The organism is Chryseobacterium sp. GP-SGM7, from assembly GCF_049166575.1.
In the GTDB taxonomy this organism is placed as follows: domain Bacteria; phylum Bacteroidota; class Bacteroidia; order Flavobacteriales; family Weeksellaceae; genus Chryseobacterium.
On record NZ_JBMHFF010000001.1, the window covers coordinates 1,847,833 to 1,861,891 of the forward strand.

A 14,059-nucleotide genomic window follows, 5' to 3' on the forward strand; every position below is an offset into this window, starting at 1 on the left:
TTGTGTTATCAAAGTAAATAATGAATACACATCAGAATAAAGTCGTAGAATTTGAAGATTTAGGCATCAAAGAATACCAAACCGCTTGGGATTATCAGGAATCTTTGATGAAAAACATTATTGATACCAAAATTAAAAACAGAGATTTACCTTCCGAACAACATATTTCAACTTCAAATCATTTTCTTTTAGTTGAGCATCCTCATGTGTACACTTTAGGAAAAAGCGGACACGAAGAAAATATGCTCGCCGGAATCGATAAATTAAAAGAAATCGACGCTAATTTTGTGAAAGTAAATCGTGGTGGTGACATCACTTATCACGGTTACGGACAAATTGTAGGTTATCCTGTTTTAGATCTTGAAAATTTCTTCACAGACATTCACAAATATATGAGAAACCTTGAAGAAGTAATTATCAGAACGATTGCTGATTACGGTTTGAAAGGCGAACGTTCCCCCGGAGAAACCGGAGTCTGGCTGGATGTCGGAAAACCCTATGCCCGAAAGATTTGTGCAATGGGTGTGAAAGCTTCACGTTGGGTAACTTTGCACGGCTTTGCTTTAAATGTTAATACCGATATGCGATATTTTGAATACATCGTTCCCTGTGGTATCAAAGACAAACAGGTGACTTCCCTAAAAAGAGAGCTTGAAAGAGAACTGACTCCCGATGAAATGGAAGATATTAAAGCCAAAATCAGAAAGAATTTTGTAGATGTTTTTGAAGCGGAATTGGTGGTAATGTCTTAATAAAATATATTTTAATGATATTAAATCTGTTTCTTTTGGAGACAGATTTTTTTATCATTACGATTAAAATAAAATTGCATTTGATTTGAATATTTTAATTATTTTAAAGAAATTATATTTTGGAGTAGCTTAATGAGTACCAAACCAATTATTAGTCATAATTTTTATGAAAGAACGAGATTACAACGAATTTGCCGAATCTGAATTAGAAAAATTAATTCTAATTCAGGATAAATTTAAAGTCGAATACAAAGTCGACTCATTTGAGAATTGGTTTTATGATGATGATTTAGATATTTTGAGATTATATAACAATGATGAAGATGAAATTTTCTTTAAATATATTCCGATAGGAACTTTTTCAATAACAAAAGAAACTTGGATGTGGAGTTGGTTTAATAATTACTTAAATGAAAAAAATAAAGCAAAAACTCTGAAAATCAAAAAATTTGGAATTGAGAATGATTATAAAAAACTATATGAAGGAACTTTTACAAGTGATAAGTTTGATGGATGGGAATTTCTTGCCATAAGTTTTAAATTGCTGAATGGAATTGGTGCATATAATATACAAATGGAAAATCTGAACTACTATTTACTACTAACCGAAATAATTAGTAATAATAACAATCCAGAAGTGAAAATGTTAAAACAAAAGAAAATAGAATGTGAAAGTCATGGACTTAGACGACCTGCTTATGTTTGTCAACATTTAAATTTAGAAATTCCAGTTGGATTTGAAGAATCATTTGAAACTTATTACGGTATGGAATTAGATGACGAAGATAATTTTCAAGCTTGGTGCAGTGATTGCGAAAAAATTAGAATAAAATATGATGGATGGAATGAAGAATCGGAAAAATTTGCCGATATAAAGTTAGTATGTGAAAATTGCTATTTTGAAATAAAAAAACTAAATAGTATATAGAAAGACTACGAATTGCATTGACAAAATACAACTTTTATCAACCAAAAAATCCCTCTCAAAACTGAAAGGGATTTTCTATATCTAAAAATTTAAGTCTATTACATGTAAGCTTCGATCGGCTCACAGGTGCAAACTAAGTTTCTGTCTCCGTAAGCTTCGTCAACTCTTGAAACTGAAGCAAAGAATTTGTGCTCTCTAACCCATTCTAACGGATATGCTGCTTTTTCTCTGCTGTATGGTTTGTCCCAAGAATCAGAAATAACAATCTGCTCAGTATGAGGAGCATTTTTCAATACATTGTTGGTTTGATCTGCTTCTCCGTTTGCAATCTCGTCAATCTCCTGTTTGATGGCAATTAAAGCTTCCGCAAAACGGTCGATTTCAGATTTGCTTTCAGATTCTGTAGGTTCAATCATCAAGGTTCCTGCAACCGGGAAAGAAACTGTTGGTGCGTGGAAACCATAATCCATCAGTCTTTTCGCAACATCAGCAACCTCGATTCCTAACGTTTTAAACTGTCTGAAATCTACGATACATTCGTGAGCAACTTTTCCGTTTTCGTTTGAATATAAAATCGGGAAATGTTCAGCTAAAATTTCTTTTAAATAGTTTGCATTTAAAATTGCGTGCTCAGTCGCTTTCTTTAATCCGTCAGTTCCCAACATCTTAATGTAAGAATAAGAAATATTCAGAATTAAACCTGAACCATAAGGCGCAGCAGAAATTCCTTCAATAGAATCTTTAGTTCCCACTTTAATGTTGGCATTTGATGGTAAGAAAGGAACCAAATGTTTGGCAACACAGATCGGACCAACTCCAGGACCTCCACCTCCGTGAGGAATAGCGAAAGTTTTGTGAAGATTTAAGTGACAAACATCTGCTCCAATATTTCCAGGACTTGTAAATCCTACCTGAGCATTCATGTTGGCACCGTCCATATAAACCTGTCCGCCATGTTGGTGAATCAAATTAGTAATTTCGATGATATTGGCGTCAAAAAATCCGTAAGTTGACGGATATGTGATCATTACGCAAGAAAGGTTTGTAGAATGCTGCTCTGTTTTAGCTTTCAGATCTTCGAAGTCAATTTCTCCGTTCTCTAAATTTTTAACAACCACGATTTTCATTCCCGCCATTGCTGCAGAAGCCGGGTTTGTTCCGTGTGCAGACTGAGGAATCAATACCACATTTCTGTGATCTTCTCCTCTTGATTTGTGGTATTCTCTGATCACCATCAAACCTGCGTATTCTCCCTGAGCTCCAGAGTTTGGCTGAAGAGAAGTTCCTGCAAAACCAGTGATTTCCGCCAAATCTTTTTCAAGCTCACGAATCATTTCTTGATATCCTTTTGCCTGATCTACCGGTACAAAAGGATGTACACTTCCCCATTCACCCCATGAAAGAGGTAACATTTGTGTTGCAGCGTTCAGTTTCATCGTACAAGATCCCAAAGAGATCATGGAATGCGTTAAAGAAAGATCTTTTCTCTCCAAACGCTTGATGTAACGCATTAATTCTGTTTCTGTATGATATTTATTAAATACTTCTTCCGTAAGAATTTCATCTTTTCTCAACAAATCATCCGGAATACTGTATCCTTCTTTTAATTCTAATTTTGAAACCTGCTTGTCTTTGAAATAACCGAATGAAGTCATCAAAACGTCAAGTTTTTCAATGGTCGAACTTTCGTTAATTGCGATACTTACAACACCTTCTGTGAAATAATTCAGATTGATCTTATGATCTTTCATCATTCTCTGAAGTCTTGTTTTATCTTCTTCGCTCATGAAAATTTTCACGGTATCAAAGATTGGCTCTTCAGCTACATCATACCCTAAAGTGATCAATCCGTTTTTAAGCGCATTCGCTTTATAATGAATCTGGTCAGCGATGAAATTCAATCCTTTCGGGCCGTGGTAAACAGCGTACATTCCAGCCATTACTGCTAAAAGAACCTGAGCTGTACAGATGTTTGAAGTTGCTCTTTCTCTTTTAATGTGCTGCTCTCTCGTCTGCAAAGCCATTCTTAAGGCACGTTTTCCATAAGCATCCTGAGAAACCCCGATAATTCTACCCGGAATATCTCTTTTGTACTCTTCTCTACAAGAGAAAAATGCTGCGTGAGGACCCCCGTAACCCATTGGTACACCAAATCTCTGTGAAGTTCCTACCGCACAGTCAGCGCCCATAGAAGCAGGAGATTTCAGTTTTACCAAAGCCATCGGATCACAAGCCAAAACAACCTGTAGATCTAATTTTTTATATTCTGCGATATCTTCTGTGTAGTCTAAAACGATTCCGTTTTTACCTGGATATTGCAGTAAAACTCCGTAGTAAGAAGTGTCAAACTGATGGGTTTTGTGATCTCCCTGTACGATTTCTATTTCTAAACCTTCTGCTTTCGTTTTAAGAACTGAAACAGTTTGAGGCAACACCAGATCTGAAATAAAGAACTTATTAGCTCCTGCTTTCTTCTGATCTTTCGTTCTGTTGTTGAAGAACATGTGCATCGCTTCTGCAGCTGCAGTAGATTCATCCAACAAAGAGGCATTTGCCAAAGCAAAACCTGTCAAATCACAAATTACGGTCTGGTAATTCAACAAAGCTTCCAGTCTTCCCTGTGCAATTTCAGCCTGGTAAGGCGTGTAAGCAGTGTACCAGCTTGGGTTTTCAAAAATATTTCTTTTGATCGCCGCAGGTAAAAGCGTGTTGTGATATCCGAAACCGATGTAATTGGTAAAATCAGCATTTTTCATTGCCAATTCCTTAGAATGACGAATCATTTCGTATTCTGAAAGGGGTTCTGAAATGTCTAAATCTTTCGCTAAACGGATGGAAGCAGGAATGGTTTGAGAAATTAACTCTTCAATACTTGAAACGCCAACTCTTTCCAACATAGCCTGTTTATCGGCTTCATTCATGGAAATGTGACGGTTCACAAACTGTTCTGTATTCATTTTTTATATTAGATTTTATGCGTAAAAAAGATTCGTAAAATTACATTTTTTTACCAGAATGTACAACCCATATTAACATAATGTGAAATCGTCAGAATCAATAATTGGGGAACAAATTCAGCACTAAAAATGAAAGAAACTTTATATAAAACACTTTACAAACACACTGTTAATCAGCAGTTATATTTTTTTGAAGTTTTATTAATTATATTTATTCTAAATTAATATATTTGCAGTATGAATATGATCGTTCCTTTCAAAATTGCTCCGTTGGCTCCTGCGTTCAACCTGAATACTGAAGAAATGTTTTGTGGCGACAAAAAATCGTGTTGCAAAAAATTCAAAAAAGGAAAACGTTGCAAAAAGTGCCCGGGAAATAAGAAGCTCGCATAAAACTGGGTGTTTTATGATAGGTGATGGAAGTTTGCAATTCGGGAACTTTGAATACTGAATCTTTAATTTATACCGAATTACTCATCCAAAAGTAAACAAGAACTGCCAAAATAATAATTCCCCAAATCAGAAATATAATTTTGGGATAACCTCTTTTATTAATCACCGTTCTGGGTTGTGATTTAAATAGTTCTTCCGCTTTGTCTCTGAATTTTTCGCCGTCAGATTCAAAAACTTCTGTAATTGTAATTCCCTGTACAACTGTTTTATGCAAAAGTGAATTCGTTGCATGAAGCAGCAACTGGAATTTTCCGTTTTTAAATTCTGTTATTTTAAAAATCCTTTCTCCATATACTTTTTCCAAACCGAAAGGTAAAACTTTCACCACGTCCGCATTCTGAGTCTGCCACGTAATAATAATTTCTTCTCCTTTTTTTGCATGAATTTTATTGGCCGAAAAGGTTTTTATTGAAGGCGGAACAGTATATCGAAAACTTTTCTGCTGACTTTCTAAATTTTGATCATACGTAATTCTCCGTCCTTTATCGCTTAACGTTTCATACGCTTCCTGAATTTCTTTGAAACGGTCGGCAAAAAAATCGTCGTTTTGGTTTTTGTCAGGATGATATTTTAATGAAAGTTTCCGGTAAGATTTTTTGATGTCTTCATCTGAAGCATCGTGAGAAATCCCGAGAAAATAGTAGTAGTCTTTCATTTAGGCTAACAAAAATAAGGAATTTTGTTGATGCAGCCCAAATGTAGAAATCTCTTTTTAACGCAAAGTTCGCTAAGATTTTTTTAATTCTTTGCGCATATTTTTCGTTCACAAAGGCGTTTGACTTCGTCGAATCTTCGATTTCACTTAGCAAAGAAAAACTTATCTTTTAATAATCATCATGTTTGTCATTCCGCAGTAATCTAAGCTATTATTTAGATTCGTACCGAGATTCCTCCGGAATGACAAACATGCTGTTGATTTTAACATATATAATTTGTGCATTCGTGGCAAAAAAATTCCGACCCATTTTTGCGTCGGAATTAAACAATTTCAATTGAGTTACTTTTTATTTTATGCTTCTGCAACTTCTTCTTTTTTGTAGAAGTTTCTGTGACAACATTTAGAAGCAAATTCTTTTTTGAACTTTCCTTTAAGCTCCTGATATTGCTCTTCATTCATTTCCCTGATTTTATCAGCCAAAGCAAATGGAGATTTTTCTTTGATTCCGTATTCATTAAAAATACCTTTCACGAATCTTTTTCTTTCGATAACTTTTTTGGCAATTACGGCAGCTCCTGCAACGGCAACAGCTCCTAAAATACCTTTTAATACTGAATTTTTCATTTTCTTAAATTTTAAATTTTACTTTTTGTTTTTAAAAATGTCTTATTTATAATCAAAAATTTTAACGCAAAGTTCGCTAAGATTTCTTTTAAATTCTTTGCGTATATTTTTTGCTCGCAAAGGCGTTTCACTCAGCTAAGATCACAATGTTTTAATTTTGAATAAGACATATCTTCTTGTTTTTTTATAGAGACGAATCAGTTTTAATCTTTACTTTACTACTTTCTAAAAATTTTAAACTAATCGTCTGTTCTTTTGTTTCGGTTGAAGAATCCGCTTTCACATTTCTGTCTCCAGACTTCTTTGAATTTTTCCTTTTCATCATCCGACATTCCTTCCATTCTGTGTTTCATATGTTTTTCCTTCATATCACGCATTCCTTGTCCGAATTTTCCATGAAAACCTCCGAAAAGAATTTTACTCAACACCAAAATTCCCATCGCCTGCCAATAATTGATCGTTTTTACACCAATAACTTCAGGCAGAATGCAGTTCCAGAGCCACATCACAATCAGCGCAACGGCCAGGAAAATCAAGGGTGGACACAAGATTAAAAGAGCCCAGCTTTTTTTATATTTATTATTCATTTTATTTATTTCTAATTATTTAAATCTTCATACAATTGTCTCAATCTGCTTCTTAAATGCTTCACTGCATAATTTTTTCGGCTGATAATGGTTTTGATATTTTCACCCTGTTCATCGGCAATTTGCTGTAAAGTTTTATCGTTGAGCTCGTTTTCTGTATAAACCAATCTTTGTTTTTCCGGTAACTCATCCAAGGCTTCAAAAAGCTTCTTCCAGATTTCATCCTGAAACATTTTTACTTCCGGACCGGCGCTGTCGTCCATCAAAAGAATATCTTTTATCGAAAATTCTCCATCTTCGTCTTCGTAGACAAAATCTTCAAGGTTTTCGGTTTTCTTTTTACGGTATTTGTCTATGATTTTATTTGAAGTCACCCGGTACAACCATCCGCCAATGTTTACAATTTCCGAAAGATTGGTCAAGCTGCTAAACTGATACCAAACTTCCTGCAGAATATCTTCCGCATCTTCGGTATTTTTCACTTTGGGACGGATAAAAGACATCAGTTTTCCACCGTAACTCGTTACGGTCTGCGAAATAATGTTTTCCTTTTCCTTCTGTGGCATTGATAATTTTTCGACAATCTCCATATTGCTAGGACGACTGTGCCGATTGTTTTACTTTAATAAATTTAAAATATTTTTTTGAATATCTAAATTTTCTTTTATTCATCAAACTTTACTGAAATTAACAGCAATTGATTTTTCCTTTTAAACCAACTATTTTAATGCAGATTCAAAATAAAACTAATTGTAGAAACGAAAAAAGCCACTCTGCTAAGAATGGCTTTATGTAATTTATTTTGTCCAGGTAATTTTTGAATGCTTTACCTCTTCAGAGTTGGTACCAATCATGATATCGAAATCTCCGGCTTCCCAATCATATTTTAAATCTCCGTTGTAGAATTTAAGATTTTCTGGGGTTATATTAAAAGTAACCTTTTTAGATTCGCCTTTCTTCAATAGTACTTTCTGGAATCCTTTCAGTTCTTTCACCGGTCTTGTAATCGTTCCTACCAAATCTCTGATGTAAAGCTGAACCACTTCTGCTCCGTCATAGTTTCCTGAATTTGTTACAGTAACCGAAGCCTGAATGGTTTGATTTCCTTTTGGATTAGCATTAGAAACCATCACATCCGAATAAGTAAATTTAGAATAGCTTAAACCAAATCCAAATGGATAAAGCGGCGTATTACATTCATCCATATAATTGGAACGGAATCTTTGATATTCACATTTATCCGTCAGTTCCTGACTTAGAGGGCGACCTGTATTTTTAGCATTATAATAAATCGGAACCTGTCCTAAACTTCTTGGGAAAGTCATAGGTAATTTTCCGGAAGGATTTACTTTTCCGAAAAGAACATCTGCTATTGCGTTTCCTGCTTCAGAACCCGGAAACCAGGCATTCAAAATAGCATCCGGTGTATCTTTTACATTGGTTAATGCTAAAGGACGACCTGTGAAAAGCACCATTGCAATTGGTTTTCCTGTCTTTTTTAATTCATTTAACAGATCAACCTGAGACTGAGGAATTGTAATTTCAGTACGTGAAGAAGATTCTCCGCTCATTTCTGCAGATTCTCCAATGGCTAAAACGATAACGTCTGCTTTGTTTGCAATATCGACAGCTTCTTTTAATAAAGCTTCTTTTGAACGGTTGTCTCTGTCGGTTTTTTTACCGTGAGCTGCATAAATTTCTTCTAATTTGGCATCATAATCGATGTTTGCACCTTTAGCTGAAAGGAATTTCACTTCTTTACCATAATTTGCCTGAAGCCCCTGCATCATATTAACAGAAACTGCGTGTTTGGTAGCGACACTCCAAGTTCCTGCCATATTCATTGAGTTGTTTACCAATGGGCCGATTACCGCAACCGTACCTGATTTTTTCAATGGTAAAACCTGATTTTCGTTTTTCATTAAAACCATCGACTGCGCTGCAGTATTTCTTGCTATATTACGGTTTTCCATACTGTACACTTCTTTTGCTGCCAGTTTAGCATCTCCGTGTTTGTATGGATTATCGAATAAACCTAAATCATATTTAGATTCAAGAATTCTTCTCGCCGCCATATCAATTTCAGCCTGCGTTACTTTACCTTCAGATAAAGATTTTTTTAATGTGGTTAAAAATCCTTCACCCACCATATCCATATCGACACCCGCTTTCAGTGCCAAAGCAGAAACCTGCTGAAGATCTCCCATTCCGTGGTCAACCATTTCGTTGATACCAGTGTAATCTGTCACCACAAAACCTTTGAATTTCCATTGGTTTCTCAACACTTCAGTCTGCAACCATCTGTTTCCTGTAGCAGGAACTCCGTCAACTTCATTGAAAGAAGCCATAACTGAAGCTACACCCGCATCAACAGCCGCTTTGTAAGGTGGAAAATATTCATTAAACATTCTCACATGACTCATATCAACGGTATTGTAATCTCTACCCGCTTCACCTGCTCCGTATAATGCAAAATGCTTTACACAAGCTAAAATATTGGTTCCGTTTGCCAAATCTTTCCCTTGATAACCGTAAACCATATTTTTAGCAACCTCACTACCTAAATAAGGATCTTCACCGGAACCTTCAGAAACCCTTCCCCATCTTGGTTCACGGGAAATATCCACCATCGGTGAGAACGTCCAGTTGATTCCGTCTGCGGCGGCTTCTTTTGCGGCAATTCTTGCTGATTGCTGCACCAAATTCATATCCCATGAAGCCGCTAATCCTAATGGAATCGGGAAAGTCGTTTCGTAACCGTGAATTACATCCATCCCGAAAATCATTGGAATTTTCAGACGGCTGTTTTCTACCGCAACTTTTTGTACTGCTTTGATTTTATCAGCACCTTTTATATTGAATAGTCCGCCAACCAGACCTTGTTCAACTTTTTTTCCGATGTCTGAATTTTTAGCCAAACCTGTAGTAAAATCGCCTGAACTTGGTAAATTCAGCTGTCCGATTTTTTCATCCAGGGTCATTTTTGCTAAAAGAGCATCCACAAAAGCTTTCTTCTTTGATTGGTATTGAGCGGTCTGATAAGACTGAACCGGTTTCGTGACCATTTCCTGCGCCGAAAATATCGGAGCAAGTGCCAAAGTGGCGATTACAATTAACTTTTTCATAATTCTATCTTCTTTAATTATATTTTCTTTTTGTTTTTCTTTTTAATAATGTATTTTAAACGCAAAGTTCGCAAAGATTTTTGTCTAAAATTACCCTGCATATTTTTCGTTCGCAAAGGCGTTTCACTCAGCAAGGACTTCCTGTTTAGAATATTGATGCAAAATTATTTTTCTTTTCTTTTAGACAGCATCCATTCATACAACTTAGGATTGGAATAGGTTGAATCCCATGAGTTGTGGTTGTCATTAGGAAAAATTGTAAGTTCTGCATTTGGATTTACCGGATGTAAAGCCTGATAAAAATTAAGTGCATTTTCTGGTAAAACAACATCATCCATTCCGCCGTGGAAAATTTTCATATTCAAATTTTTGTACTGATGGATATTCGCGTACATTACCCGATCGGTAGGAGCACAAACTGAAACTACCGCCGCAAACATTTCGGGATGTTCCATGGCCAGTTTCAAAGTTCCCCAACCTCCCATTGAAAGACCGGTAAGATAGATTTTGGAATCATCAATTTTATATTTTGACTGAATTTCTTTAATTAAATTATAGACAGTTTCTGTATCCCACCATTTATTCTCAGGACATTGTGGCGCTAAAATTGCGACAGGTTCTTTGATTAAATTTTTATATGTGAAAGGACTATGCGCTTTTACTTTTTCAAGATCGCTTCCTCGCTCACCAGAACCATGTAGAAAAACAACCAGCGGAACTTTTCCTTTTGCATTTTGAGGAAAATCCAGAATGTAAGATATTTTTTCTGTTCGTTTTACTTCTTTACTAAAAGTAGCTTTGACTTCCTGAGCGTTTAAGCTCAAAGAAAACGGAAGAAGCAAAAATGGTAAATATTTTAACTTAAAACTCATATTTCTTTAGGTTTTGGCTAAAGCCATTTAATTTTATTCTTTTTAATAAAAACGGATAAATCCGTTCCTATTGATAACAACTCTATTTTGAAGAATTTTAATTAACCCCGATAGAAGCGGCATCCTTTTTTGTTGCAGACGCAGCGAAGCGGAGACTGAGACAAAAAAGATACAGCGGAAAGCGGGATAAGTTTCTAAAACTAATTAATGTTATACTTTTCAGATTTGAAGCTTAATTTCTTTAATCCATTCTGAATTTCAGGGGCATTCATGAATAGTTTCCATAAAAATCCTGTTCGATAATTTTCAATCATCGGAGCAATTGTTCCCTGATCGATCGCTAAATATCTTGGTGTCGTCCAATTGTCATAGTTAATCGAAGTAGCATCATAAGGTCCCGCTGAACCTATAAATTCGGGTTTTTGAGTATAGATAAACTTCAGAAAATCCATAGATTCTTTTGGCGTATACGGAAAACTGCTCAACGCCGCAGTCGGAGTAATGACACCTCGATCATTTTGTGGAAAATGGGCATCGTAGCCTACACTTCCGTCTTTATTTCTGGAATATCCTGCCGTTAATCCCCAGTAATTTGGTCCGTAACCTTTCCAGCCTTTTGGATTTTCGACGCAATACTTATAGTCAATTAAGACTTGATTTTTGTTTAAATCGAAGTAATTTCTGATTAATTTATCTGATAAATTTGTAGGATCTAAACCAATATAAGAATAATGAGTCCAAAATAATGGCCCTCCATATTCTTCTGCCCCGTTATGCTTTACGTACATAGGAAGTCCGTATTTTTCTTTGTCTGAAAGATAAGTTCCGTTTCTTGTCCATCCTTTGTAATACGTTTCAGCATCGATTGAATAGGTGGGTGATGAAGCCGCTAAAATATAGGTGATTAAACATTCGTTATACCCTTGCAGCGGAAAATTCATTTCCCATTGATATTCTGGTGACCAATGCCAATACAGCACTTTTTCGCCTCCTTTTGTGTACCAGTTCCACTGAATTCCTTTCCATAGTTCGTCGCATTTCTTGGCTAAAGCTTTTTCTTCGGCATTTCCGTTTTTGAAATATTCACGAACCATTAAAATTCCTGAGGTCAAAAATGCTGTTTCCACTAAATCCCCACCGTTATCTTTTTTACCAAAAGGAACAGTTTTTCCTGTTTCTCCGTTGATCCAGTGTGACCAAGCTCCTTTGTGACGATCGGCTTTTGATAGGAAATTCATCATTGTAGTCAATCGTTTCACTGCATCTTTTCGTGGAACAAAACCTCTTTCAACTCCGACTAAAATGGTTGCCAATCCAAATCCTGATCCACCTGTTGTAACAACGTGTTTATCATTATCCGGATAGATATTGTCTTCGTGATAGCGCTCTCTTCCCAACATCGAGTTTGGTTCTGCATACTCCCAAAAATATTTCAAAGCATCTTTCTGGACTTTGTTCATCAATTGCTCATCTGTAATATTACTTTTTACAGTTTCAACTTTTGAAATTTTTTGATTTGTTTGAACATTTTTGCAAGAAATAAGAAAAAGTGAAATGCTTAAAATTGATATTATATTTAAATTCATATAAACTTCAACTTAAAAAATAAAAATTGTTTAAAAAAATAACCAAAGCTAACTTTGGTTATTTTTATTTATAAAGCTTTTAGTAACCAGGGTTTTGAGTAAATAACCCATTACTTTGATTCATTGCATCTAGAGGTATTGGAAACAATTCATTTTTGCCAGCTACAAATCCTTTCGAAGCCAGAACTGTAGCAGCCTGCCCTGTTCTCACTAGATCCGGAAATCTATCATTTTCCATTGCTAACTCAACTCTTCTTTCCTGCCAAATAGCAGTTCTAAGAGCCAACTGAGTGGAAGCAGTCGTATTTCCAAGACCTGCTCTTGTTCTTACTTTATTAATATTCGTAATTGCAACAGCTGTATTTCCTAATTCGTTTGCAGCTTCTGCATTAATTAATAAAATATCAGCAAATCTTAAAATTCTAATGTTTTGGATTGAACCATAACCACAAGCACTATTATTTAGAGATGATGGTACGTACACTTTTTGATTCCACATATCGCCTGCATTCGGATCTCCTTTTTTAATTAAATCTCCCTCAATAGTAGTTTCTCCTTCTCTCAAAATTGTCAATTCTTTTCTAATATCTCCAGATTCAAATGCATTTTCTAAAGCGGTAGTAGGCGTAAAGAATCCCCATCCAAACTGGTTTCTCACCCCTTGAACTTCTGCATACTGACTGCCTGCAGAAGAACCTAAAGAAGGATCACATCCACAATTAACTTCAAAAACAGATTCTGATCCAAATTCTCCAGCAGGTCTGAACAAATGATTAAAATCAGGATCTAAAGAATAACCTAATGCAATTACCTGATTTGAAGCATCGTAAGCTTTTTGATAATCTTTCATGTAAAGATATACCTTAGAAAGTAATCCTAATGCTCCCCCTTTAGTGACTCTTCCTAAATCCGCTGCTGGATATGTTTGAGGTAATACCGCTGCTGCTTCTGTTAAATCCTTAACAATGAATGCGTAAACCTCTGCAGCAGAATTTCTTGGTTTGGTATAAATTCCATCGGCAGGTAGACCGTCAAAAATAGGAACGCCACCATAAATTCTTACTAAATTAAAATAGAAGTAAGCTCTCAACATTTTAGTTTCGGCTATCAATCTATTCTTTACCGTAGCATCCATTTCTATTTTAGGTACATTTGTAATTACCTGATTAGCTCTATTAACAGCTTGCCATTGTCCTATCCAATAACCTCTTACGCCATCATCACTTATTGTGAATGTAAAGTTATCATATGCATTGATAAATGATGCATCTCCTGGGTTAGAACCTTTCTCCACATCATCACCTGTCACTCCAAAAACATATTGTGCAGGAAAACCTGTATTTTCCCAACTTCTCAAGAAACTGTAAACAGCATTAGTTGCACGCATTGCATCATCCTGTGTTGTAAAGAAATTTTCTACATCAACTTCACCCTCATCCCTAATATCCACGAAGTCATCATTACAACTAATAATTAATGAAATAAGAGACAATGTTAAAAATATTTTTTTCATGATT

11 protein-coding genes are annotated in these 14,059 nt (G+C 35.5%); 2 read left to right on the top strand and 9 right to left on the bottom strand.

The genetic code is table 11. The features are described from left to right. The first annotated feature begins 20 nt into the window (after nt 1-20). Together lipB and ACOOWA_RS08305 are read left to right on the top strand one after the other, a co-directional pair. Entirely contained in the window at nt 21-752 is a 732-nt protein-coding gene (gene lipB, locus ACOOWA_RS08300; RefSeq protein ID WP_421374489.1) for a lipoyl(octanoyl) transferase LipB, read from the top strand. A gap of 166 nt (nt 753-918) precedes the next feature. Beyond that, nucleotides 919-1,680, top strand: a complete 762-nt coding sequence (locus tag ACOOWA_RS08305) for a DUF6882 domain-containing protein (RefSeq protein ID WP_421374490.1) — start codon at nt 919-921, stop codon at nt 1,678-1,680. A 98-nt stretch (nt 1,681-1,778) separates the two neighbouring features. Here the strand turns inward: ACOOWA_RS08305 and gcvP are convergent, their stop codons facing one another. The 9 genes from gcvP to ACOOWA_RS08350 form a co-directional block, all read right to left on the bottom strand. Then, nucleotides 1,779-4,637, bottom strand: a complete 2,859-nt coding sequence (gene gcvP, locus ACOOWA_RS08310; RefSeq protein ID WP_421374491.1) for an aminomethyl-transferring glycine dehydrogenase — start codon at nt 4,635-4,637, stop codon at nt 1,779-1,781. A 460-nt stretch (nt 4,638-5,097) separates the two neighbouring features. Further along, nucleotides 5,098-5,745 (bottom strand): J domain-containing protein, encoded by a 648-nt coding sequence (locus ACOOWA_RS08315; RefSeq protein WP_421374493.1) that lies wholly within the window; start codon nt 5,743-5,745, stop codon nt 5,098-5,100. Between the two features lie 354 nt (nt 5,746-6,099). Further along, complete coding sequence (locus ACOOWA_RS08320; RefSeq protein ID WP_421374494.1) at nt 6,100-6,372, bottom strand: hypothetical protein; 273 nt, start codon at nt 6,370-6,372, stop codon at nt 6,100-6,102. Between the two features lie 239 nt (nt 6,373-6,611). Continuing rightward, complete coding sequence (locus tag ACOOWA_RS08325) at nt 6,612-6,959, bottom strand: hypothetical protein (protein WP_421374496.1); 348 nt, start codon at nt 6,957-6,959, stop codon at nt 6,612-6,614. 11 nt (nt 6,960-6,970) lie between these two features. Further along, nucleotides 6,971-7,525 carry an RNA polymerase sigma factor gene (locus ACOOWA_RS08330; protein ID WP_421374498.1) on the bottom strand — a complete coding sequence of 185 codons (555 nt, stop codon included), beginning with the start codon at nt 7,523-7,525 and terminating at the stop codon, nt 6,971-6,973. A gap of 231 nt (nt 7,526-7,756) precedes the next feature. Next, nucleotides 7,757-10,084, bottom strand: a complete 2,328-nt coding sequence (gene bglX / locus ACOOWA_RS08335) for a beta-glucosidase BglX (RefSeq protein ID WP_421374500.1) — start codon at nt 10,082-10,084, stop codon at nt 7,757-7,759. 164 nt (nt 10,085-10,248) lie between these two features. Then, nucleotides 10,249-10,956, bottom strand: coding sequence for a prolyl oligopeptidase family serine peptidase (locus ACOOWA_RS08340; protein ID WP_421374502.1), 708 nt, complete (start codon nt 10,954-10,956; stop codon nt 10,249-10,251). A gap of 200 nt (nt 10,957-11,156) precedes the next feature. Beyond that, the gene (locus tag ACOOWA_RS08345; protein ID WP_421374503.1) at nt 11,157-12,542 is read right to left on the bottom strand and encodes a glucoamylase family protein; all 1,386 of its coding nucleotides are present in this window, start codon (nt 12,540-12,542) and stop codon (nt 11,157-11,159) included. A 79-nt stretch (nt 12,543-12,621) separates the two neighbouring features. Next, nucleotides 12,622-14,055, bottom strand: coding sequence for a RagB/SusD family nutrient uptake outer membrane protein (locus ACOOWA_RS08350; protein ID WP_421374504.1), 1,434 nt, complete (start codon nt 14,053-14,055; stop codon nt 12,622-12,624). Between the last annotated feature and the right edge of the window lie 4 nt (nt 14,056-14,059).

Bases quoted from the DNA above. Each gene is read 5' to 3' on its own strand.
- bglX (WP_421374500.1), bottom strand. From the start codon at position 10,084: ATGAAAAAGTTAATTGTAATCGCCACTTTGGCACTTGCTCCGATATTT.
- ACOOWA_RS08330 (WP_421374498.1), bottom strand. From the start codon at position 7,525: ATGCCACAGAAGGAAAAGGAAAACATTATTTCGCAGACCGTAACGAGT.
- ACOOWA_RS08350 (WP_421374504.1), bottom strand. From the start codon at position 14,055: ATGAAAAAAATATTTTTAACATTGTCTCTTATTTCATTAATTATTAGT.
- ACOOWA_RS08345 (WP_421374503.1), bottom strand. From the start codon at position 12,542: ATGAATTTAAATATAATATCAATTTTAAGCATTTCACTTTTTCTTATT.
- ACOOWA_RS08305 (WP_421374490.1), top strand. From the start codon at position 919: ATGAAAGAACGAGATTACAACGAATTTGCCGAATCTGAATTAGAAAAA.
- ACOOWA_RS08315 (WP_421374493.1), bottom strand. From the start codon at position 5,745: ATGAAAGACTACTACTATTTTCTCGGGATTTCTCACGATGCTTCAGAT.
- ACOOWA_RS08325 (WP_421374496.1), bottom strand. From the start codon at position 6,959: ATGAATAATAAATATAAAAAAAGCTGGGCTCTTTTAATCTTGTGTCCA.
- lipB (WP_421374489.1), top strand. From the start codon at position 21: ATGAATACACATCAGAATAAAGTCGTAGAATTTGAAGATTTAGGCATC.
- gcvP (WP_421374491.1), bottom strand. From the start codon at position 4,637: ATGAATACAGAACAGTTTGTGAACCGTCACATTTCCATGAATGAAGCC.
- ACOOWA_RS08340 (WP_421374502.1), bottom strand. From the start codon at position 10,956: ATGAGTTTTAAGTTAAAATATTTACCATTTTTGCTTCTTCCGTTTTCT.
- ACOOWA_RS08320 (WP_421374494.1), bottom strand. From the start codon at position 6,372: ATGAAAAATTCAGTATTAAAAGGTATTTTAGGAGCTGTTGCCGTTGCA.